Genomic DNA, 21,107 nt, shown 5'->3' with positions numbered 1-21,107 from the left:
GACGCCGGTGCGGCTCAGGCCTCCACCACCTGCACGCCCTGCTTGCCCTCCAGCACGGCGTCGGCGATCTTGCTGGTGATCAGCCGCACGGCGCGGATGGCGTCGTCGTTGCCGGGAATCACGTAGTCGATCTCCTCGGGGTCGCAGTTGGTGTCGACGATGGCTACCACGGGGATGCCCAGCTTGCGCGCCTCGGTGACGGCGATCTTCTCCTTGCGGGGGTCGACCACGTAGATGGCGTCGGGCAGATCCTTCATGCCCTTGATGCCGCCCAGGTACTTCTGGAGCTTGGCCTTCTCCCGCAGCAGCCGCGCCACTTCCTTCTTGGGCAGCCGCTCGAAGTGGCCCTCCGCCTCCATCTGCTCCAGTTCCACCAGGCGGTCGATGCGCTTGCGGATGGTGACGAAGTTGGTCAGGGTGCCGCCCAGCCAGCGCTCGTTGATGTAGAACTCCCCGCAGCGGGTGGCCTCCTCGGCGATGGCGTCGCGCGCCTGCTTCTTGGTGCCCACGAACAGGATGCGGCCGCCCTGGGCGACCAGCTCCCGCACGAAGTTGTACGCCTCGTCCAGCAGGCGCACGGTCTTCTGCAGGTCGATGATGTAGATCCCGTTGCGCTCCATGAAGATGTAGGGGCGCATCTTGGGATTCCACCGGCGGGTCTGATGGCCGAAGTGCACGCCAGCCTCCAGCAGCTGCTTCATGGCCACGACCGGCACCGGCCCCACCTCCTTCGGTTGCTCCTCCGCCCCCTTCACCGGGCCGCGGGACCGGCGCGCCCGCTGCCCCGCGTCCGGCACCGCCGCGGCCCCTCCGGAGGCGTGCGACGTACCCGCCGCCCACGGGCGAGGGACCCGGCCGCTGTGGGCCCCCTCCGCCCGTTTCCGGGCGCGAGCCGTTCGGTAGTATATCACAGGGCTTCCGGGGCGCCAACGCGAGGCGCCCGCGGGCGGCGCGGGCGCCCGGGTCGAGGACGGCCCGGGGCGCCGCCGCTCCGCGGCGCCCGCGGTCTCACCGCAGGTGGGGCGCGACGAAGCGCTGGGGATCCCAAGGATGGGATGTCGCGGCGGGTTGGGGTGCGCCGCCCGCACCGGACCCCGCCGGGGCGGGGCGCGACAGGGCGGCGCCGAAGGCGGGTTGCGTGCCGGTCTCGAGGCGGATGTAGACGGGGATCGCCAGGGGCAGGCGGTCCACCGGTCGGACGGGCACCGGCTGGAGGGCGAGCCGCGCAGCCAGCCCGTCCACCAGGTCGCGGCCCAGCCGCCGGCTCCACGGCGCGGACCAGGTGGCCAGCTGCCCGGGGTCCAGCTGGGCCTGCAGCTGGCGGGCCAGTTCGTCCCGGAGGTGACCCTCTAGGGCGGCGGCCGCATCGGGGGGGAGTTCGAGGCGAACGCCGTACACCGTGATGCCGGCCTCCCGCAGGCGGGCGGCCAGCTCGGCGGCGACGGCGGCCGGCAGCCGCTGCTGCAGCGCGGCGATCACCGCGGGCAGCTGCTGGCGCAGGGTCTCCTCCACCGCGGCCTCGGCGGCCGCCGCCAGGGGAGCGGCTGCGACCTCCACGGTCACGCCGCGGTGCACCAGCCGCTGCACCCCCGCGCCGGCCAACAGGGCCGCCACCAGCAGCCCGCAGGCGAACCCGAGCCAGAAGCCCCGCACCGCCTCACCCCCGTCTGGCATAGTATGCCAGCCTCGTCCCGCCCTATGCGGCGACGTCCAAGCCGGGAGCGCCGTGGGGCGGAAGGCGGTCGTTCGGGCGCCGCGGACGGGGGTGCCGGGGCGCGGGACGCCGACGGGCGGGGCCCTGGCGGGCAGGGCGCCGACGGGCGGGGGACGGGCGGGCGGAGCGTCGGCGGGCGCGGTGCCGGCGGGTCGGGCGTCGCTGCGAGCACCGGTGCGGCGCGCCCAGGCGTCCATGATCAGGGTGCGGGTGCGGGTGCGCTACCGACGGGTCGGGCGTCGGCGCTAGACCGTCCGATCCAGTCGCTGGCCCTTGAGGGCGATCCCCTCCGGCACCAGCCGGGAGCCTGCCCAACCGCCGCGGGGGTCGGGCCCGGATGCGGGGGTGCGCCCGGGCGCCGGGGAGCCCGTCTCGCCGGCCGGCCCGGTCCGACCGCCGCCTCGGGGTGGGGGTGGCTGCCGACGGCGGCGCCCGCGCGGGTCCTCCGGGTCGGGGTGCGAGCCGCCGCGCCGGTGGCCCCGGCGATCCCGCCCGGAGGGCGGCACCTCGGCGCCCTCCTCCCCCTGGCCAGGGTCGTTCCCCGCCCGCCGGCCGGTGCGGCCGCCGGGCGAAGCCGCCGTCAGGTCGCCCACCCGCTGCTGGCGCCGGGCTTCCCCGAGCAGGGCCGCGAAGCGCTGGGCCTGTTCCTCCCCGCGGACCGTCTCCGCCCCCAGGCGCTGGAGTCGGTGGGCCGCCGTCGCCGACTGCAGGAGGTGGGGTCCGTCGACGCCGCCGACGCTCATGGACCGCGTCCCTCCTCGACCCGCAGCCGCGCCCGCAGGCGCAGGATCGCCCGGGTGTGCAGCTGGGAGACCCGCGAGGGGCTGACCCCCATCACCGCGGCGATCTCCTTGACCGTCAAGCCTTCATAATAATACAGCGTCACCACCAGCCGCTCCCGCTCGGGGAGCCCCCTCAGGGCGTCGGCCAGGCGCCGGCGCAGGTCGGTCAGCGTGGCCGCCTCCAGGGGGTCCGCGGCGTCCGGATCCGCCAGCCGGTCCAGCACCGCCGCGGGGTCGTCGGCGTCGCTGGGCAGCACGTCGTCCAGCGACACCACCGTGGTCCGGGCCAGGTCCTGGAGCAGGTCCGCGAACTCCTCCGTCGTCAGGCCCAGCTCCGCCGCCACCTCGGCGTCCTCCGCGGGCCGCCCCAGCCGGCTCTCGAGGCGGCGGTAGCACGCCTCGACCTCCCGGGCCCGGCGGCGCAGACCCTGGGGGACCCAGTCCATGGCCCGCAGCCCGTCCAGCATCGCACCGCGGATGCGCGTGTAGGCGTAGGTCTCGAACTTCACCCCGCGGGCGGGGTCGTACCGCTGGATCGCCTCGATCAGGCCGAAGACGCCGTACCCGATCAGGTCGTCCATCTCCACCTGCGGCGGCAGGTGGACGATCATCCGCCCGGCCAGGTACTTGACCAGCGGCAGGTGCTCCCGGATCAGCGCCTCCCAGCTCTCCGGATCCGCCGTCGCCCGGTAGCGGCGCCACAGCTCCGCCCGATCAGGCCGCTGCTTCAGCTCTGCGGACACCCTCCGTCCCCCCTCCGCCTCTCGCCTCTCGCCCGATCCGGCCCTCCTCCCCGGCCCGTCCCGCCGCCGGTGCTACCCCAGCAGGCGGCGGCGCCGCGCCTGCTCGTTGAGGATGAAGCCGGCGATGCGGTCCTGCAGGCGTCCGTCGATCTCGACGAAGGCCAGCCCGACGGCCGGCGGGGCACCCGGTTCGACCCGCACCACCCGGGCCGTGGCCCGCACCACCCAGCCGGGGAACCCCATCTCGACCCGGAGATGCTCCCCCACCGCCGGGGCCTTGGGCACCGCCACCCGCGCGCCGCCGCCGCTGACGTCCAGGGTGTGCCCGCTCAGGACCTCCGGCGGATCGCCCTCCCGCTCCAGGCGCACCGGCAGGCGTACGTCGAGACGCACCCAGTGGCGACGTTGCACCCGTTCGACCCGCGCTGGCGGGGCCAGGTGCAGCTCGGGCTCGGGCTCCACGCGAGCCTCCACCACCACGGTGACGAACCCGTACACCCCGCGATCCGACCCGCGATCCCGCGGATCCCGGTAGACCACCTTCACCGCCTGGCCCGGCCGCGGGACCACCCAGCGATGGCGGGCCATGGGCAGCGCCAGGACGATCCCGCTGGGCCCCGACGCCAGCACGTGGGTCCGGTAGGGACCCGCCCCGACGCCCGCAGGCGGCTCGTCCACGAAGGCGATCTCCACCGGCTGGTTGACCTCCAAGGGCAACGGCTCCACGTCCCCCATCCCCCCGTCCCCCTCCCGGCCGCGCGGCGCCGGCGGCGGCCGGCGCTAATCGCCCGGCGCCGAGGCCGCCCGCAGCGGGCGCCGGGGCCACAGGCGGGTCAGGTACGCCAAGAGGCCGCCCGTCGCCGGCGCCGGGGCTCCCAGGAGGCGCCGCGCCATGGCGGCGACGGCCCGGGCGGCCGGGCTGTGGGGTGCGGCCAGCAGCAGCGGGACCTGCCGCTGGACCGCCCGGCGCAACTGGGGATCGAAGGGCACGGTGCCCAGGCACCGGGGCTCGACCCCCAGGAACCGTCGGCAGACCGCGGCCAGCCGTGCGAAGGCCCGCTCGCCCTCGGCGGCCCCCTGCACCTGGTTGACCGCCACCCACACCTGGGGAGCCTGGGCCGGGTCCCGGCCCGCCACCAGCTTGATCACCGCATAGGCGTCGGCCAGGGCCGTGGGCTCGGGCGTGGTGACCACCAGCACCTCCCGCGCCGCCAGCAGCTGGGGCCGCACCGCGCCCCCCACGCCCGCCCCGCCGTCGATCACCACCAGATCCCACCCGTAGCGGGCCACCTGGGCAAGCACGTGACGCCAGCGCAGGCCGTCGATGGGGGGCAGTTCGAGCATGCCGTGGCCGCCGGCGAGCAGGTCGACGCCGCCCGGGCCGGGCACCACCGCCTCGGCCAGGCTCGCCCGACCCGCCAGGACGTCGCCCAGGTGCCGGGGGGCGCTGACACCGGCCAGGATCTCGGCGTTCCCCAGCCCCACGTCGGCGTCCAGCAGCAGCACCCGCCGCTCCAGCTGCCGGGCGGCGATGGCCAGGTTCAGGCTCAGGTTGCTCTTCCCGACCCCGCCCTTGCCGCTGGCCACCAGGAGCGTGCGCGATCGCTCAGCCAACCCGGTCGGCGTCGTGGCCATGCAGGCCCCCTCCTCCTCGGTGCCGGCGCCGGGCGTGGGCCAGCCACGGCCCCAGCGCCTCTGGGGTGCCCGGCACCAGGTCCTCGGGCACGCGCTGGCCCAGTCCCACCCGGGCCAGGGGCAATCCCCACCCCGCGGCTCGGGCCAGGGCGGCCGCGGGATCCAGGCACTCGTCCAGCTTGGTGAGCACCAGGTCCGTCGCCCCCAGCCGGCGCCCGGCGGCGACCACCGCCGCCGCCTCCGCCGGCGCCAGGGTCGCCGGGACCACCAGCAGCACCCGGTCGGGCCGGGCCGCGGCGACCACGGCGGCCAGCTCGGCGGCCACCTCCGGCAGCAGCAGGTTGCGGCCCGCGGTGTCCACCAGGGCGCGCACCCCGCCCTCGCCCCCCGCCACCTGGGCGTCGGCCTGCTCGCCCTCCGCGGCACCGCCGTGCTCGCCTTGCCGGTTCGCCCAGGCGGCCACCTCGCCGGGGGCGTACGCCACCTCCAGCGGCAGGCCGAGCAGCTCGGCGTAGGACGCCAGCGCCCGGGTGGCGCCCAGCCGATAGGTGTCCGCCGCCAGCAGGGCGACCTCGCGCCCCTCGTCCAGCACCGCCCGGGCCGCCAGGTTCACCACCACCGTGGTCTTGCCCGCGCCCGTGGGCCCGACCACCACCACCGTCCCGGCCAGCGGCGGGGCGGGCGGCGGCAGGACCGGCGACGCGGCCCTCGTCCCTGCGGGGGCCGGGGCCTGCCCGCGCGGGCCGGCGGCGCGCCCCGCGGCCGCCGGCGACGGGAGCAGGGGACCCTCGCCCACCGTCACATCCAGCCGCCGCGCCCGGCCGTCCGGCAGCGCAGCAGGCAGAGCACCCTGCGGCGACGGGGCCGCGACCGCCGCTGGGGCCCCGGCCGCCGCGGGCCGGGCCGGTGGCGCCCCCGCCGCCCCTCCGCGCCCTCGGTCTCCCCCTTCGCCGGACTGCACCGCCGCGGCCGGTTCGTCCCAACCGCCGGCGTCCCCGCCGGCGGCGACGTTGGGCGGCCGCCCCACCCCACCGGCGGCCGGACGGCCCGCACCGAACCCGGCGGCGGCAGCCCGATCCCACCCGGCGGAGAGTCCGGCCCGGGGCCCGTCCCCGTCCCAGGCCGCCGTCACCTCGACCCACCGGCGGCCGCGCCCCAGCCATCCCAGGAGCCCCCGACCGCGCACCGCCCGGGACTGCAGGATCACCGCGTCGCGCCCCATCTCCGCCCGCACCAGTTCGAGGGCCGTGCGCATGTCCGGCGCCCGGAAGCGCTTGATCCTCACGGGCGGATCACCCCCACGGTCTCCACCTGGAGGTGGGGCACCAGCTCGTTATAGGAGACGACCACCAGCTGCGGCACCGCCGCCTCCAGCAGCCGGTAGAGGTGGAGCCGGATCACCGGGGCACAGAGCACCACCGGCTCGACCCCCTGCGCGGCCACCCGCCGGACCTCCGCCTGGGCGGCCCGCAGCAGGCGGCCGAGCCAGTCGGCGGGCACGGCCGGCGGGCCGCCGGCGGGGGTCTGCTGCAGGGCGTCGCGGATCACCTGCTCGGCCGCGGGGTCCAGGGCCAGCACCCGCAGCCGGCCGTCCCGCACGGGCAGCGACTCGGAGATCTGGGCCGCCAGCCGGTGCCGGACGAACTCGGTCAAGAGGTCGGTGTCGCGGGTGACGGGGGCCTGGTCCGCCAAGGCCTCGCCGATGGTCACCAGGTCGCGGATGGCCACGCCCTCCCGGAGCAGGTTCTGCAGCACCTTCTGGATCTCGCCCAGGCCCAGGTGCTGCTGCAGCTCGTCCACCAGGGCCGGCGCCACCTGGCGCAGCCCGTCCAGGAGCTGGCGCACGTCCTGACGGGTCAGCAGCCGGTGGGCGTTCTGGCGCAGCAACTCGGACAGGTGGGTCGCCAGCACCGAGGCCGGGTCGACCACGGTGTAGCCCGCCAGCTCGGCCCGCTCCCGGCTGTCGGCGGGGATCCACAGGGCCGGCAGGCCGAAGGCCGGTTCCGTCGTCTCGATCCCCTCCACGGTCTCCGTCTCCACGCCCGTGGCCATGGCCAGGTAGTGGTCGGGGAGCAGCCGGCCGCGCCCCGCCTCGGCACCGCGCAGGCGGATCACGTAGGTGTGGCTGTCCAGCATCACGTTGTCCCGCACCCGGACCAGCGGGATCACCACCCCCAGGTCCTGCGCCATCTGCCGCCGGATGGCGGCGATGCGCGCCAGCAGATCGCCGCCCCGCGACTCGTCGGCCAGCCCCAGCAACCCGTAGCCCAGCTCGATCTCGATGGGGTCGACAGGCGCGGCGGTCACCGGCTCCGGCTCGCTGCGGGCCGCGGCCGCCTCCTGGCGGGCGCGCGCGGCCTCCTCCTCGGCCCGGCGTCGCGCCTGGAGCTGCAGGCCCCGGGCTCCCGCCGCCGCCACCGCGGCCAGGACGAAGAAGGGCACCTTGGGCAGGCCCGGCACCAGGGCGAGGAGCACCAGGAAGATCGCGGCGACCCCCAGCACCCGCGGGTTGGAGAACACCTGCCGGCGCAGGTCGCCGCCCAGGTGGTCCTCGCCGGCCGCCCGCGTCACCACGATGCCCGTGGCGGTGGCGAGGAGCAGGGCGGGGATCTGGGAGACCAGCCCGTCACCGACGGTGAGCAGCGCGTAGGTCTGGAGGGCCTCGGCCGCCGGCCTCCCGTCCCGCAGCACCCCGATCAGCACCCCGCCGATCAGGTTGATGGCGGTGATGACCAGGCCCGCGATGGCGTCCCCCTTGACGAACTTGCTGGCGCCGTCCATGGCGCCATAGAAGTCCGCCTCGCGGGCCACCCGCTGCCTGCGGGCGCGGGCCTCCTGCTCGTCGATCAGCCCGGCCGACAGGTCGGCGTCGATGCTCATCTGCTTGCCGGGCAGCGCGTCCAGGGTGAAGCGGGCCGCCACCTCCGCCACCCGCTCCGCGCCGCGGGTGATGACGACGAACTGGATCACCACGAGGATCAGGAACACCACCAGGCCGACCACCAGGTCGCCGCCGACCACGAAGTGGCCGAACTGCCGGATGATCGCCCCCGCGTCGCCCTGGAGCAGGATGAGCCGGGTGGAGGAGACGTTGAGCGCCAGCCGGAACAGGGTGGCCAGCAGCAGGAGCGAGGGGAAGACGGCGATCTCCAGCGGCTCCTGGGTGTACATGGTCATCAGGAGCACGACCAGGGCGAAGGTCAGGTTGGCGGCGATCAGCACGTCCAGCAGGGCGGTGGGCAGCGGGACGACCATCATCACCACGATGATCACCACGAAGGCCGCCACCACCGCGTCGGCCGACCCGGCCAGCCAGCGGCCCGCCGTCGCCAGGCCCGACGCCCTCCCCCCCGTCAGGGGACGCGCCATGCTACCTCACCTCCCCCGTACCGGGACGAACCGGCCCCGCCGGGGCGCCGGGACGCCCCGGCCCCGCGGGGGTCCCGCGGCCCCGGGCCCCGGCGCGGCCACCACCGCTGGGGGTGCCGGGCCGTCCCCCGTCTCCCCCGGCGCCGCGGGCCGCGCGGGGGGCATCGGCCCGGGGCGCAGGGCCATGGGCCGGCGCCAGGTCCGCGGCGGAACGGCCCTTGAGCCGCCACACGAAGGCCAGCACCTCGGCCACCGCTACGTAGAGCGCCGGGGGGATCTCCCGGCCGACGTCGACGGACCGGTACAGGGCCCGGGCCAGGACCGGTTCTTCCATCACGGGCACGTCGTGGGCCTCCGCCACCGCCCGGATGCGCAGGGCCAGGACGCCCAGGCCCTTGGCCACCACCACCGGCGCCCCCATGCGGGCCGGGTCGTACCGCAGCGCCACGGCCACGTGGGTCGGGTTGGTCACCACCACGTCGGCCCGGGGAACCTCTTGCAGCATCCGCCGCCGCGCCAGCTGGCGCTGCCGCTGCCGGATCCGCTGGCGCACCACCGGATCGCCCTCGGCCTCCTTCTGGTCCTGCTTCCACTCCTGGACCGTCATCCGCAGGGAGCGCTGGTGCTCCCACCACTGGTAAGCGTAGTCGGCCAGGGCCACCACCAGGTAGGCCAGGCTCCCCCGCCACAGCAGGTCGTGGATCGCCCGGGCGGCGGCGGGAACCAGGGTCTCGGCGGGGGCACCGGTGGCCACCAGCAGCGAGCCCGCGGTCCGGGCGAGGGCCGGGCCCAGGACCGCCGCGAGGACCACCAGCTTCAGGGGCGCCTTGGCCAGCTCCACCAGCGCCCGCCGGGAGAACAGCCGCCCGAGGCCGGCCCACGGGCTCAGGCGCTCCCACCGCGGCGCCACCAGCGCCGGCTGGAAGAGGCCCTGGGCTTGGAGGAGCCCGGCCGCTGCGGCCGCCACCCAGGCGACCAGCAGCAGGGGGGCCGCGGCGCCCACCGTCGCCACCAGCGCCGTCCGCCCCAGGGCCACGGCGTCGGCCACCGTCCAGGCCTCGGCGGCGCCCACCGGCGGCGCGCCCCACAGCTGCCGGGCGAGGGCGGCCATGGGCCGCGACGATGCGGGCACCAGGACCCCGGTCAGGGCCGCCACCGCCACCAGCAGCAGCGCCGCCGTCAGGTCGGTGCTGCGGGCCCCCTCGCCCCGCCGTCGCGCCTCCCGCAGCCGCCGGGGTGAGGGGGGCAGCACCCGCTCGCCGGCGAACAGCTGGAGATCCATCGCCCGCCGCGGCGAAGCCGCCGGCGGCCGTCCTGACCTCCCGGGCCGCACGCCGGCGACCGGCCGGCGGTCCGTCGCGCGCATCGGCCGCGAGCCCTGTGTCGCCGTCACGGGCCCATCGCCTCCAACAGCCGCGCCAGGGCGTCGGCCATGGGGTGCACCAGGTCCGCCATCGCCCCGCCCAGCGCCGGTAGGCCCACCAGCAGGGTGACCAGCGCCACCGCCACCTGGATCGGCAACCCGGTGATGAACACGTTCAGCTGCGGCACCGCCCGGGACACCAGGCCCAGGGCCACCATCACCGCCACCAGCACCGCCAGCAGGGGCAGGCTGAGGGCCAGGCCCGTGGCGAACATCCACCCCGCCATCCCGATCAGCACCGGCGCCCCGCCGGCCAGCCCCACCCCGCCGGGGGGCACGTGCCGATAGCTCTCGGCCAGGGCGCGGATCACCACGTGGTGCCCCTCGGTGGCGAGGAGCAACACCCACATCAGCAGGTAGAGGAAGTGACCCAGGATCGGCAGCGACTGGCTGGAGACGGGGTCGAACACGCCGGAAACGCCGAAGCCGGTGACCAGGTCCAGCAGCTGACCGGCCAGCTGGACGGCGGCGAAGACCAGCGCCGTCACCAGCCCCAGGGCGAGGCCGACCGCCACCTCGGCCAGCAGGGCGCCGGCGTAGCCGAGCACCGAGGCGGGCGGCTCGGCCGGCGGCATGACGGGGTACACCACCAGGGCCAGCAGCACCGTCAGCAGCGCCCGGGCCGGCGCGGGGACGAGCCCGCCGCCGAAGGCGGGGGAGGCCACCACCAGGGCGCTGGTCCGCCCCAGGCAGAGGAGGAACCGATGGAGCTCGTTGGTGGCGATGCTGGCGAGGTCCACCTGGGCCACCTCCACGCCGAGCATCCTCCGACCCGCGGGCGGCCGCCCCGGGCGGGCGGCCGGCCCGGCCGACGCCAGGGTCCTGCGCGCGCCCGTCCCCAGGGCGTCGTCCGCGTCGAGATCGACCCCCGTCGGAGCCGACCCACCCCGTCGGCCGGGGCGGGGCGACCCGTCGGGGACGCCGGGGCGAGGGGCGCTATCCCAGCACCCCGGGGATGGACTGGTAGAGCTGGACCGTGTACCGCACCAGGGTGGTCAGCATCCACGGCCCGAACAGCAGCAGCGCTGCGGCCGCCGCCAGGATCTTGGGGACGAAGACCAGGGTCTGCTCGGTCACCTGGGTCGCCGCCTGGAGGATGCTGATGGCGACGCCGACCAGGACCGTCAGCCCGAGCACGGGAGCCGCCACCAGAAGGCCGGTCCACAGCGCTTCCCGTCCCACCGTCAGCACCGTCGCGTCCGTCATCGAACACCGCCTCCCGTCCGCACCGGGGCCCACCGGGCTCCGGCCCGCCCCGCGGCCCCTAGCCGCCCGCGCCGAAGGAGGCCAGCAGCGAGCGGACCACCAGGTTCCACCCGTCCACCAGGACGAAGAGCAGGATCTTGAACGGCAGGGAGACCAGCATGGGCGGGACCATCAGCATGCCCATGGACATCAGGGTGCTGGCGACCACCATGTCGATGACCAGGAACGGCACGTACAGCATGAACCCGATCTGAAAGGCCGTCTTCAGCTCGCTGATGGCGAAGGCCGGGATCAACACGTACGTCGGCACCTGGTCGCGGGAGGCCACCGGCCCCTGGCCCGAGAGCTCGAGGAACAGGGCCAGGTCCCGCTCCCGGGTGTAGCGGAACATGAACTCCCGCACCGGCTGCTGCGCCCGCTGCAGCGCCTCCACCTGGCCGATCTGCCCGTCCCGGTAGGGGATCCAGGCCTGCTGGTAGACCTCCTGCCACACCGGGGCCATGATGAACACCGTCAGGAACAACGCCAGCCCCACCAGCACCTGGTTGGGCGGCGCCTGGGGCGTGCCCAGCGCGCTGCGGAGGAAGGAGAGGGCGACCACGATGCGGGTGAAGCCCGTCATCAGGACCAGGATCGCCGGGGCCAGGGACAGCACGGTCAGCAGCAGCAGGATCTGGAGGGCGACCCCCAGCCCCTCGGGGCCGGCCGCCGGCTGCAGCGTGACGTCGATCCGGGGGATCATGCCGGCTCGTCCCCCCCGGCCGGGCGCCGGTCCAGCAGGCTCACGCCCCGATCGGTGACCCCCAGCAGCAGGTCGTCCCCGCGCCAGCGCACCACGCACAGGAGCCGACGCCCGCCCAGCGGCACCACCGCCCGGATCTCCAGGCCGTCCGGGCCCGGCCGCGGCCGCAGCCAGCGACCCAGGGCGCGACTACCCCAGGCGGCCACCGCGATGACCAGCAGCGAGGCGAGAAGGAACTGGATCAGACTGGTCCACAAGGCTCCCCCGTCCCCCCGGTCTCCCCGCCGTCCCCGTCCCTTCGCCCTCGGCCGCGGGCCGCCGCCCGCGGCCGAGGGCCGGCCCAGGCCCCGACCCGCCGCCGGAGGTGGGGGTCGGCCGCCCCGTGGCGCCCGCCCGCGCCAGGGCGGCCGCCACGGCCGCCTGCAACCGCTCTGGGCGCCAGGGCTTCGCCACCACGTCGACCGCCCCCGCCCCCCTGTAGGTGAGGACCGCGGCACGGGTGGTCAGGGCGCTGCAGACCACCAGCGCCGCCCCGGGATGGATCGCCCGTAGCCGCCGCAGCCAGGCCCCCGCCCGTGACCCGTGGGGCGCCGGTTCGACCACCACGACCCGGGCCCGGGCCAGCGCCTCGGAAAGCGCTTCCGGGTCCTCCTCGCCGGTGAGCTCGACCACCGCGCACCCCAGCGGGGCCAGCTGGTCCCGGACCTGACGTCGCGCGTAGGCCGCGGGATCGATGACGACCACCACCGGCCGGCGCGGCGGCCCGGCGGCCGCGGCCGGCGGCGAGGGGCGGCGGTCACCGCAGCCGGCGCAGGCGCTCCCCGGGGCTGACGATGTCGGTGATGCGGATGCCGAAGTTCTCATCGATCACCACCACCTCGCCCCGGGCGATCAGCCGGCCGTTGACCAGGAGATCCACGGGCTCGCCGGCCAGGCGATCCAGCTCGACCACGGTCCCGGGGGCCATCTCCAACAGTTCCCGCACGGTCCGCTGGGTCTGGCCGAGCTCCACCGTGATCTGCAGGGGCACGTCCAGCAGGAGGTCCAGCGTCCCCCGCGGCGCGGCCGAACGCCCCGCGCCACCGAGCCCCGCAGCCGCCTCGCCGGGGCCGGCGGCCGGCGAGAAGGGTTCGAAGGCCGCCTCCGCCGCCTCGCCCGCGCCCGCCTCCCAGGAGGTCGCCGCTGGCTCCGCGGCCGCGGCCGACTCCGCGGCCGCCACCCGCGGGGACCGGCCGTGCCCGCCCGCGGCCGCGGCCGCGGCGTGGGACGGGCGACCGGCACCGGGTCCGACGGCGGTCCCCGTCCCTCCTGCCGGACCCCCGCCCGGACCGCCGGCGTCGGCCGGCGGGCCCTGGGATGCCCGGGCCTCAGCCCCCCCGGCGGCGGCGCCGGCTCGGCCGGCGCCGCCGCCGGAGCCCGCCTCCTCGCCGGTTGGGGCGTCGTCACCCCCCGACGCTGCGCCGCCCGCGGCGGTCCCCGGCGAAGCGTCGGCGTCCCCGGTCCCCGCCTCGACAAGGGCCCCGGCGCCCGGCCCAGACGGGGCTGGAGCCCCTGCGGCCGGCGCACCCTCGGCTGCACTGCCCGCTCCCGGGCGCGGCGCCTGCTGGCCGGGCCCGGGGTCGGTCCCGCCGGCCGGTCCGCTCGCAGCCGTCGTCGCGGCCTCCGGGCCGCCCTCCTCGGCCAGGCTGCGGAGCAAGGCGTCAATCTCCTCCTGCGACAACATCTCCCACTCGCCCGTGCCCATCGCCCTGTTGCGCCTCCTCTGCCACCCGTTCCACCACCCGGACGGCCAGCCTCGGGCCGGCCCGGCCCGGCAGGCCGCGGAACTTGGGCCGGCCGGCGACGACCACGTCGACGAGCCCGTCGGCCGGTGTGTCCAACCGGAGCACGTGCCCCGGCTCCAGGGCGAGCAGCTCCCGGACCGTCAACCGGGTCCGCCCCAGCACCACGCTGACCGGCAGCGGCACCTGCCGGAGCCCCTCGGCCCACCGGTCCCGGGAGGCGGCGTGGCTGCGCGTGCCCCTGGCGTAGTACTGGTGGACCGCCAACCGCGGCAGCACCGGCTCCAGCAGCGGATAGGGCAGGCACAGGCGCCAGGCGCCCTCCTGCTGGCCGAAGCGGACGGCCATCACCACCCGCACGGCGATCTCGTTGGGTGCCTGGATCTGGACGAACAGCGGGTTGGCCGCCACCGTCACCAGCTCGCCCTGGACCTGGGCCAGCTGCGCCCACCCCTCGGCCACCGCCTCCAGCAGCCCCTGCAGGATCATCCGCATGACCACCGTCTCGATCTCCGTCAGGCCGCGGCCCGTCGCGGTGCCGGTCCCGGGTCCACCGAAGAGCCGGTCGACCATGGGGAAGGCGATGGACGGCTCGATGTCCATCACGGCGCTGCTCTCCAGGGGCGGCAGGCTGAACACCGCCAGCACCGTGGGGTTGGGGAGGTCCGCGATGAACTCGCCGTAGGTGGTCTCCTCGACCTCCAGCACGCGCACCTCGACCACCGTGCGCAGCTGGCCCGAGAGGAAGCCCGTGGCCAGGCGCGCCACGTTCTCGTGGACCATGGCCAGGGTGCGCAGCTGTTCCTTGGAGAACTTGTCGGGACGGCGGAAGTCGTAGATCCGGATCACCGGCGACCGCCGCCCGGCCCTCCGCCCCGTCCCCTGGGTCACCGCTGGCCCTCCTCCCCGCCTCACTGGACGATGAGATCGGTGATCAGGACCTCACGGATCGGCAGGCCCAGCCCTCCCACGCCGGCGCCCGGGCCGGCCGCCGCCCCGGCCTCGGCCCCCGGGGATCCGGCCGCGGCCGCCCCGCCCCTGGCAGGGGACGCCGCGGCCGACGTCCCGTCGGACGCCGGGACCTGACCCTGGCCGGGCACGGCCCCGTCCGCCGGATCCGCCAGGGCGTGCCAGACGGCCTGCCGCAGGCGGTCCATGCCGGCCGTCCCCGCCAGGTCGGGGGCGGTCATCCCCCGCAGGACCCGATACACCTGGTGCCGGACGTCGGCCATCCGGCCGTGCTCCAGCTCCTCCGCCGCCTCCGGTCCGGCCACGCGGAGCACCAGGGTCACCTGGACCACCCGCCCGTCCCGCAGATTGGTGGTGAAGGGCTCCAGGGAGACGTCCACGGGGACGGGCTCCGCGGGCTTCGCCGCACCCTGCCGGGCCATGGCCCACCACGTCCCCGCCGCCGCCACGGCGGCGGCGACGACGACCACCAGCGCCGTCCTGATCCTGCCTCTCACGCACCGTCACCGTCCTCGCACCCACGGGTGCACCGCTCCGCCCCGCCCGGGCCCCGGGCCGCCTTCGGCGCGAGCGGGGAACCCTCCACCGGCTCGGGGGATGGCGGGCCGTTGGCACCCTCCGCGCCGCCACGGCGCCCCGCCCCGCCGAGCCCCGACCCCGCCCGGCGGAGACGGGCGGCGGCCACGAACCGTCCCCCGCCGACGGCCACCCGCCGGCGATACGCGACCACCCGCCGCACCACCTCCGCCACCGACTCCCGCACCACCAGCCGCCGGCCGGTGGACAGGGTGATGACGGTGTCGGGCGTCGCCTCCAAGAGCTCGATGAGCTCGGCGTTGACCACCAGCTCCCGTCCGTCGAGACGGGTCACCCGGACCACCGGACCGCCCCTCCTCCCCGACCCGTGCCGCAGCCTTGCCGGTGCCCGGCGCGGGCCGCGGCGCCGCGGCCGGCCGCCGGCGGCCTCGCCGGCCATCCGCACCGGGGGACGGGATTCCGCCACCCGCGCCGGGGACGGGGCTCCGCCACCCCCACCGGGGGACGGGGTTCCGCCGGCCGCACCAGGCGACCGGATTTCGCCAGCCGCACCCGACGACGGGGCCCCCGCCCCACCCAGAGGGCCGGGCTCCTCCCTCCTGCTCCCCCGCGCCGCCCGTCGGCTGGGACGGGTCCGCGATGCCTCCCGCGATGCCTGCGCCCGCAGCGGGGGTGGCATCCGGCGCGTCGGCGAACCCGGCCGGCCGGCTGCGCCGCCCGGCCGGGTTCGGCCGCCCGGGGGCCGTCGGGCCCGTCCACTGCGGCCTGGGTCCGGGCAGCGGGGCGCCCGAGCCCCCGGGGCCCGCCGCGGGGATCACCGCTTGAGGTTGACCAGCTCCTGCAGCATCTCGTCGGAGGTGGTGATCACCCGCGAGTTGGCCTGGAAGCCGCGCTGGGTGACGATCATGTCGACGAACTCCCGGGAGAGGTCGACGTTGGACATCTCCAGGGCCCCCGCCTGGACGGTGCCCCGGCCGCCGGTGCCTGGTGCCCCCACGTCGGGCACCCCCGAGTTGTTGGACTCGCGGTAGAGGTGGCCGTCGCGCAGCAGGCCGCTGGGGTTGGCGAAGGTGGCCAGGGCGATCTGGGCGATGGGTCGGGTGCTGCCGTCGGCGAAGGTGCCGGTGATGACGCCCGCGGTGTCGATGCTGAAGGAGACCACGACGTCCCGGGGCTCCGTCGCGGGGTCCGCATCGGGGTCGAGGACCCGGATGGGACCCAGGTTGGTGGCGTCCCGCGTCGGTGGTAGGTTGCCACCGGTATCCTGCCACCCCAGCACCAAGAGGCCGTCGCCGCTGACCAGGTACCCCTGGGCGTCCAGGCGGAAGTCGCCCGCCCGGGTGTAGACCTCGGCGCCGGTGGCATCCTGGAGGACGAAGAACCCGTCCCCCTGGATGGCCAGGTCGGTGTTGACCCCCGTGACCTGCGGGTTGCCCGGCTGGTGTACCACGTCGATTCCGCTCAGGGTGGTGCCCAGCCCGATCTGGATCGGGTTGGTCCCGCCGCGCACGGGAGGGGTGGGGGCCGCCGCCCCGCGCAAGGTCTGGCTGAAGAGCTCCTTGAAGGTCACGCGGGAGGCCTTGAAGCCCACGGTGTTCACGTTGGCGATGTTGTTGCCGATGACGTCCATCCGGAGCTGGTGGTTCTGCAGCCCCGAGATGGCGGCGTACAGCGAGCGCATCATGGCGCCTCACCCTCCTTCGTGGGGTCGGCCTGGGGGACTAGGCGCAGTGCCAGCACGTCGGCCCAGGCCAGCGGCTCGCCGTCCAGCAGCAGCCCCGGCGCGGCGGGGTCGAGGCGGACCCCCGTGACCGTCCCGGTCCGCTCGCCGTCGGCGGTGGTCACCGCCACCGCCCGGCCGAGCAGCGGCAGCGCGGCCAGGCCGGAGACCGCCGCCCGCAGGGCGCGGGTCTCCTCCAGCTGGGTGAGCTGGGCCAGCTGCGCCACGAAGGCCGTGTCCTGCATGGGCTGGAGCGGATCCTGATAGCGCAGCTGCGCGGCCAGGAGCCGGAAGAAGGCGTCCGGATCGAGACCACTGGGACCGGCCGCCCGTCTCGCGGCGTCGCCGGAGCGCAAGTCCGTGGTCGTCGCGGCGGTGCGGACGGGGGATCCGGAGGATCCCTCGCCGGTCCATGCCGCAGCGGGGGCGGCGGCCCAGTTGGCGACCAGGGTCGACACCATCGCCACCTCCTCTCGTCGTCCGCGTCGTCGTCCACGTCGGGGCCGGCAAGGCCTCCGCCGTCGCCGGCCCGCGCTCCGGTGCGGTCAGATCCGCACGTCCAGGCGGATGGACCCGGCGACGCCGCCCAGCGCGTCGCGGGGGAGCGCTCGGGGGCCGCTCGCCCCGACGGGGGGGTCCGCCCGGCCGATCGACGGCACGCCGTCCTGGTGCCATCCGCCCTGGCCGCCCGTCCTGCCCGCGCCGGTCCGCCCCGCCTCGTCGCCCGCCGCGCCGAGGCCCACGTCCAGGCTGGCCAGCGGGTAGCCGCGGGCCGCCAAGGCCTGCCGCAGCTCGTCCGCATGCCGGTTGACCAGCACCAGGGCGTCGGGGTTGAAGACGGTGATGCGGGCGGCCAGCCCGCCGGCGTCGCCGGCCACCTCCACGTGCAGCGGCCCCAGGTGGGCGGGCGTCAGGTGGAGCCGGAGCACGTGCCGCTCCCCGCTCCGGTGCCACTCCAGCCCTTCGATCCAGCGGGCCACGGCCTGCGCCCACCGGCCGGCGTCGACGGCGGCACCGGGGCCCGGCATCCCCCCCGCGTCCGCGCCGGGCGCCACGCTCGAGACCCCGCCGGTCGGGGCGGCCGCGGAGGAACCGTCGCCCCCCGGTCGGAGGAACCCGGCCGCGTCCTGCGCGGCCTCCGCCGGGTGGGTGCCGGACGGCGCCGGCGCGACGGACCCGCCCCCCGGATCGCCGCCGGCCGGGACGCCGCCATGGCCCTGGGATGGCGAGGGTCCCGCCCCGCCCGCCCCGCGAGCCGGGTCCCCTCCTCCGCCAGGCAAGGACCCCGGCATGCCCTTCCTCCCGACCGCCTTCGGCCCGCCGGCATCGCCCCCGGCAGAACCGGCGGGGCCGGCGCCCTCCCGGGCGGAGGACCTCCCATCCACGGCGGGCTCGGAGGGCAGGGAGCCCTCCCCGGCGGGTGGACGCCCACCGTCGCCCGGGCCGCCTGCAGCGGCTTCGCCGGCGGCATCCGCGGGCGACCCCGACCCGGTAGCGGCCCCGGCCGGGCCGCCGGTCGCCTCCCCGCCCGCCCCAGGCGCTCCGACCGCCGGCATCGCGCGGTCGGCCTCGACCCGCCCCGGGGCCGTGCCGCCCGCGCGGTCGGCGACGCCAGGGGCGCCCGGGTCCTGCCCAGCACCCGACGACGGGCTGCCGACGCCGACGGCGGCGTCCCCCGCCGCACCCGGGATCGGGCGGCCGGCACCGGCTCCGGCGGAGGCCGGCGCACCACCGCCCCCCGGGCCGGCGGTGACCGCCGGGCTCCCGCCCGCCTCCGGGACCGGGGGCAGCGGCCCGCCGGAGGTCCCCAGGCCCTCGCGCCCCGACCCGCCGGCACCCGCCCTCCCCGGCGTCCCCTCCGCACCCGCGGCGCCAGCCCCCGGCGCGGGCGGCGCCCCGCCCGGCGCGGAGGGGCCGCCGACGGCGCCGTCCTCGCCGCCGGTCGGGGTCGAGCCCGCCGGTCGTCGCTCGTCCGGCGACACCGCGTCCGGCCTCCCGGGTCCGCCCCCAGGCGCAGCCCCATCCTCGCCGCCCGGCCCGGGGGCTCGGTCGACCGGAGGGCTCGACGGGGCCGCCGCACGCCCGTCGACCGCCGACGCCGGGCGCCCCTCCTGGCCGGGGCCCGTCGCCGGCCCCGTCCCGGGGGCCGTCGCCCCGCCCGGCGCGGCGGCCCAGCCGACCCAGCCGTCCGCCGCCCGCGATCCGGCGGCCGCGGCCCGGGACGGGCCGGAGCCGGCCTCGCGGTCGTCCGGGTCCAACCCCTTGCGCCGGCGATCCGGCGGTCCCGCGGCACTGGTCGGCTCCGCCGCCTCCTCGGCCCGCCGCGTCCGGGCGCGCAGGAGATCGAGGAACGCCCCCCCTTCACCGCGGGCTCCGAGACCCGCCGCCCGCCCAGGGGCGGGATCGGGTGCCCCCCGCCGCGTCACGGCCCTCGCCGCGGCGGGCCCCAGGATCGGACCGCTCGCGGCACCGATCCCCTCAGCGCCAGCCGCCGCCATGCGGACCCCTCCCCCCGGCCACCCGCCCGGCGACCTCGTCGACCCGGGCCTGTTCCCGCCGCAGCGCCTCCAGGCGTTGCCGCTCGCGGTAGCGCTGGTAGAGCCGCTGATAGGCCTGTTCTTCCTGCCGGGCGTTCAGCGCCTCGCGCTGGCGGGTGGCCGCCTCCTGGGCCAGCACCCGGGCCCGGCCGTGGGCCGCCTCGGTGCGCCGACCCAGGGCCTCGACCTCTCGCCACCGGGCGGCCATCTCCACCGCCGGGAGGGAGGCCCCCACCGTCGCCAGGGCGCCCGCCGCCCGCCGGCGCTCGGCCTCCATCCGGCTCGCCTCCCGGCGCGCCTCCTCCGCCCGCGCCTGCCACCGGCTCCACTCGGCGAGCCGCGCCAGGGCCTGCAGCCGCCGGACGTCCCACACCCGTCGCAACCGAAAGGGCTCGCGCTCGGCCATCGCCATCCCCTCCCCCCGTCTCCCCGATCCGGCGCCAGGGCCATCCCCCTGGCCCCGTCGCCCATGCGGGACGGAGCGGCGAACGCACCCGCACCCCAGCCGCCCGCGCCGCGCCGCTCCGCTCCTCACGCCGTCGCCCGTGCCCGCGGGTCGGCCCTCGCCTCGTCCTCGCCCTCGGGTGCACCGCCCGCCACCTGGTGCAGCCGCGCCACCGCCTCTGGGAAGTCTGACGCCTCGTCGCGCCCCTGGCTCAGGAAGGCGCGGATGGCCGCCATGCGCTCCAGGGCCCGGTCGACGTCGGGGTTGCTGCCCCGCTGGTAGGCGCCGATCTCCACCAGATCGCGGGCCTCGCGGTAGGCGCCGAGCCATCGCCGCAGGCGCTGGGCGGCGGCCCAGTGGGCCGGTTCGACCAGCTCCGGCATCAGCCGGCTGACGCTGGCCAGCACGTCCACCGCCGGGAACTGCCCCTCCTCGGCCAGCTGGCGCGAGAGCACGATGTGGCCGTCCAGGGTGCCGCGCACGGCGTCGGCGATGGGCTCGGTGAAGTCGTCGCCGTCCACCAGCACGGTGTAGAAGCCGGTGATGCTGCCGCGCGGCCCCGTGCCGGCCCGCTCCAACAGGCGCGGCAGGGCGGCGAACACCGACGGCGGGTAGCCGCGGGTCGCCGGCGGCTCGCCCACGGCCAGCCCCACCTCCCGCAGCGCCATGGCGTAGCGGGTGACGGAGTCCATCACCAGCAGCACGTGGCAGCCCCGGTCGCGGAAGAACTCGGCGATGGCGGTGGCCACCTGGGCCGCCTTGATCCGCACCAGCGCGGGCCGGTCGGCGGTGGCCGCCACCACCACCGTGCGCCGGCGGGCGCCGGCCAGGTGGTGGTCGACGAAGTCCCGCACCTCGCGGTTGCGCTCCCCGATCAGGGCGACCACCACCACGTCGGCGGCGGTGTGGCGGGTCATCATCGCCAGCAGCGTGCTCTTGCCGACGCCGCTGCCGGCGAAGATGCCCACCCGCTGGCCGCGCCCGCAGGTGAGCAGGGCGTCGATGGCCCGCACGCCCACCGGGAGCGGCTCCCGAATGGGGCGCCGGCTCAGGGGCGGCGGCGGATCGGCCTCGGCGGGATACCAAGCCTCGGCGGCCACCGGCCCCAGGCCGTCCAACGGGCGGCCCAACCCGTCCAGCACCCGCCCCAGCAGCCCCTCGCCGACGCCCACCACGAAGCCGCGCCCCGTGGCCTCGACCCGGTTGCCCGGCCGGATGGCGCGGGCGTCGCCCAGGGGCATCAGCAGGGTCCGGGGACCCCGGAACCCCACCACCTCGGCGGGCACCGGCGACAACCCCTGCCGGTGGATCCAGCAGAGCTCGCCCAGGGAGCTCACCGGTCCCCGCGCCTCCACCGCCAGGCCCACCACCTCTTCCACCCACCCCTGGGACGGCCGCGGCTCGCTGGCGGCCACCAGGGCCTGGAGCCGCCCCCAGTCCAGCAGCGCCGGCGGGTGGCCGCCGCCGTGGGCGGTGGCGGGCACGGTCCGGTCCGCGGGACCGC

Annotated in this window: 23 protein-coding genes; all 23 read right to left on the bottom strand. The window is 77.2% G+C overall.

Features of this window, described 5'->3' with window-relative positions:
* Positions 1-14 precede the first annotated feature (14 nt).
* The 23 genes from rpsB to Q5761_RS04805 all read right to left on the bottom strand — a co-directional run bounded on the left by rpsB (position 15) and on the right by Q5761_RS04805 (position 21,048).
* Complete coding sequence (gene rpsB, locus Q5761_RS04915) at positions 15-716, bottom strand: 30S ribosomal protein S2 (RefSeq protein ID WP_135225329.1); 702 nt, start codon at positions 714-716, stop codon at positions 15-17.
* A gap of 292 nt (positions 717-1,008) precedes the next feature.
* Positions 1,009-1,674 (bottom strand): hypothetical protein, encoded by a 666-nt coding sequence (locus Q5761_RS04910; protein ID WP_318751405.1) that lies wholly within the window; start codon positions 1,672-1,674, stop codon positions 1,009-1,011.
* 285 nt (positions 1,675-1,959) lie between these two features.
* On the bottom strand, positions 1,960-2,457 hold the full coding sequence (locus Q5761_RS04905; RefSeq protein WP_318751404.1) for a hypothetical protein: 498 nt from the start codon (positions 2,455-2,457) through the stop codon (positions 1,960-1,962).
* On the bottom strand, positions 2,454-3,239 hold the full coding sequence (locus Q5761_RS04900) for a FliA/WhiG family RNA polymerase sigma factor (RefSeq protein WP_135225326.1): 786 nt from the start codon (positions 3,237-3,239) through the stop codon (positions 2,454-2,456). The genes Q5761_RS04905 and Q5761_RS04900 overlap by 4 nt, the downstream gene beginning before the upstream one ends.
* 72 nt (positions 3,240-3,311) lie before the next feature.
* The gene (locus Q5761_RS04895; protein ID WP_135225325.1) at positions 3,312-3,974 is read right to left on the bottom strand and encodes a flagellar brake protein; all 663 of its coding nucleotides are present in this window, start codon (positions 3,972-3,974) and stop codon (positions 3,312-3,314) included.
* 45 nt (positions 3,975-4,019) lie between these two features.
* On the bottom strand, positions 4,020-4,874 hold the full coding sequence (locus Q5761_RS04890) for a P-loop NTPase (RefSeq protein WP_318751403.1): 855 nt from the start codon (positions 4,872-4,874) through the stop codon (positions 4,020-4,022).
* Entirely contained in the window at positions 4,846-6,159 is a 1,314-nt protein-coding gene (locus Q5761_RS04885) for a hypothetical protein (protein ID WP_318751402.1), read from the bottom strand. Before Q5761_RS04885 ends, Q5761_RS04890 begins: the two co-directional genes overlap by 29 nt.
* A complete protein-coding gene (gene flhA, locus Q5761_RS04880; protein WP_318751401.1) occupies positions 6,156-8,243 on the bottom strand; it encodes a flagellar biosynthesis protein FlhA in 2,088 nt (695 codons plus the stop codon). Before flhA ends, Q5761_RS04885 begins: the two co-directional genes overlap by 4 nt.
* Before the next feature lies 1 nt (position 8,244).
* The gene (locus Q5761_RS04875; RefSeq protein WP_318751400.1) at positions 8,245-9,525 is read right to left on the bottom strand and encodes an EscU/YscU/HrcU family type III secretion system export apparatus switch protein; all 1,281 of its coding nucleotides are present in this window, start codon (positions 9,523-9,525) and stop codon (positions 8,245-8,247) included.
* A 107-nt stretch (positions 9,526-9,632) separates the two neighbouring features.
* Positions 9,633-10,430, bottom strand: a complete 798-nt coding sequence (fliR, locus tag Q5761_RS04870; protein WP_318751399.1) for a flagellar biosynthetic protein FliR — start codon at positions 10,428-10,430, stop codon at positions 9,633-9,635.
* 172 nt (positions 10,431-10,602) lie between these two features.
* Entirely contained in the window at positions 10,603-10,872 is a 270-nt protein-coding gene (gene fliQ / locus Q5761_RS04865; protein ID WP_135225321.1) for a flagellar biosynthesis protein FliQ, read from the bottom strand.
* A 58-nt stretch (positions 10,873-10,930) separates the two neighbouring features.
* Complete coding sequence (gene fliP, locus Q5761_RS04860) at positions 10,931-11,614, bottom strand: flagellar type III secretion system pore protein FliP (RefSeq protein ID WP_135225320.1); 684 nt, start codon at positions 11,612-11,614, stop codon at positions 10,931-10,933.
* The gene (locus Q5761_RS04855; RefSeq protein WP_167758901.1) at positions 11,611-11,871 is read right to left on the bottom strand and encodes a FliO/MopB family protein; all 261 of its coding nucleotides are present in this window, start codon (positions 11,869-11,871) and stop codon (positions 11,611-11,613) included. Before Q5761_RS04855 ends, fliP begins: the two co-directional genes overlap by 4 nt.
* Positions 11,804-12,361 (bottom strand): response regulator, encoded by a 558-nt coding sequence (locus Q5761_RS04850; RefSeq protein WP_318751398.1) that lies wholly within the window; start codon positions 12,359-12,361, stop codon positions 11,804-11,806. The genes Q5761_RS04855 and Q5761_RS04850 overlap by 68 nt, the downstream gene beginning before the upstream one ends.
* A 49-nt stretch (positions 12,362-12,410) precedes the next feature.
* Positions 12,411-13,358, bottom strand: coding sequence for a flagellar motor switch protein FliN (gene fliN, locus Q5761_RS04845; RefSeq protein ID WP_318751397.1), 948 nt, complete (start codon positions 13,356-13,358; stop codon positions 12,411-12,413).
* The gene (gene fliM / locus Q5761_RS04840; protein WP_135225318.1) at positions 13,315-14,286 is read right to left on the bottom strand and encodes a flagellar motor switch protein FliM; all 972 of its coding nucleotides are present in this window, start codon (positions 14,284-14,286) and stop codon (positions 13,315-13,317) included. Before fliM ends, fliN begins: the two co-directional genes overlap by 44 nt.
* 20 nt (positions 14,287-14,306) lie before the next feature.
* Entirely contained in the window at positions 14,307-14,861 is a 555-nt protein-coding gene (gene fliL / locus Q5761_RS04835) for a flagellar basal body-associated FliL family protein (protein ID WP_318751396.1), read from the bottom strand.
* Positions 14,858-15,244 carry a flagellar FlbD family protein gene (locus Q5761_RS04830; RefSeq protein WP_318751395.1) on the bottom strand — a complete coding sequence of 129 codons (387 nt, stop codon included), beginning with the start codon at positions 15,242-15,244 and terminating at the stop codon, positions 14,858-14,860. Before Q5761_RS04830 ends, fliL begins: the two co-directional genes overlap by 4 nt.
* 471 nt (positions 15,245-15,715) lie before the next feature.
* Complete coding sequence (locus Q5761_RS04825; protein ID WP_318751394.1) at positions 15,716-16,585, bottom strand: flagellar hook-basal body complex protein; 870 nt, start codon at positions 16,583-16,585, stop codon at positions 15,716-15,718.
* Positions 16,582-17,082, bottom strand: a complete 501-nt coding sequence (locus Q5761_RS04820; RefSeq protein WP_318751393.1) for a flagellar hook capping FlgD N-terminal domain-containing protein — start codon at positions 17,080-17,082, stop codon at positions 16,582-16,584. Before Q5761_RS04820 ends, Q5761_RS04825 begins: the two co-directional genes overlap by 4 nt.
* An 84-nt stretch (positions 17,083-17,166) precedes the next feature.
* Positions 17,167-17,649 carry a flagellar hook-length control protein FliK gene (locus Q5761_RS04815; protein ID WP_318751392.1) on the bottom strand — a complete coding sequence of 161 codons (483 nt, stop codon included), beginning with the start codon at positions 17,647-17,649 and terminating at the stop codon, positions 17,167-17,169.
* 1,450 nt (positions 17,650-19,099) lie between these two features.
* The gene (locus tag Q5761_RS04810; protein WP_318751391.1) at positions 19,100-19,564 is read right to left on the bottom strand and encodes a flagellar protein FliJ; all 465 of its coding nucleotides are present in this window, start codon (positions 19,562-19,564) and stop codon (positions 19,100-19,102) included.
* Positions 19,565-19,689: 125 nt separating this feature from the next.
* Positions 19,690-21,048 carry a FliI/YscN family ATPase gene (locus tag Q5761_RS04805; protein ID WP_413084592.1) on the bottom strand — a complete coding sequence of 453 codons (1,359 nt, stop codon included), beginning with the start codon at positions 21,046-21,048 and terminating at the stop codon, positions 19,690-19,692.
* Between the last annotated feature and the right edge of the window lie 59 nt (positions 21,049-21,107).

It is taken from the genome of Thermaerobacter composti (genome assembly GCF_033582035.1).
In the GTDB taxonomy this organism is placed as follows: Bacteria; Bacillota; Sulfobacillia; order Thermaerobacterales; family Thermaerobacteraceae; genus Thermaerobacter; species Thermaerobacter composti.
The sequence above is the reverse complement of the archived record's forward strand: the minus strand, read 5'-3'. Positions and strand labels throughout refer to the sequence as shown.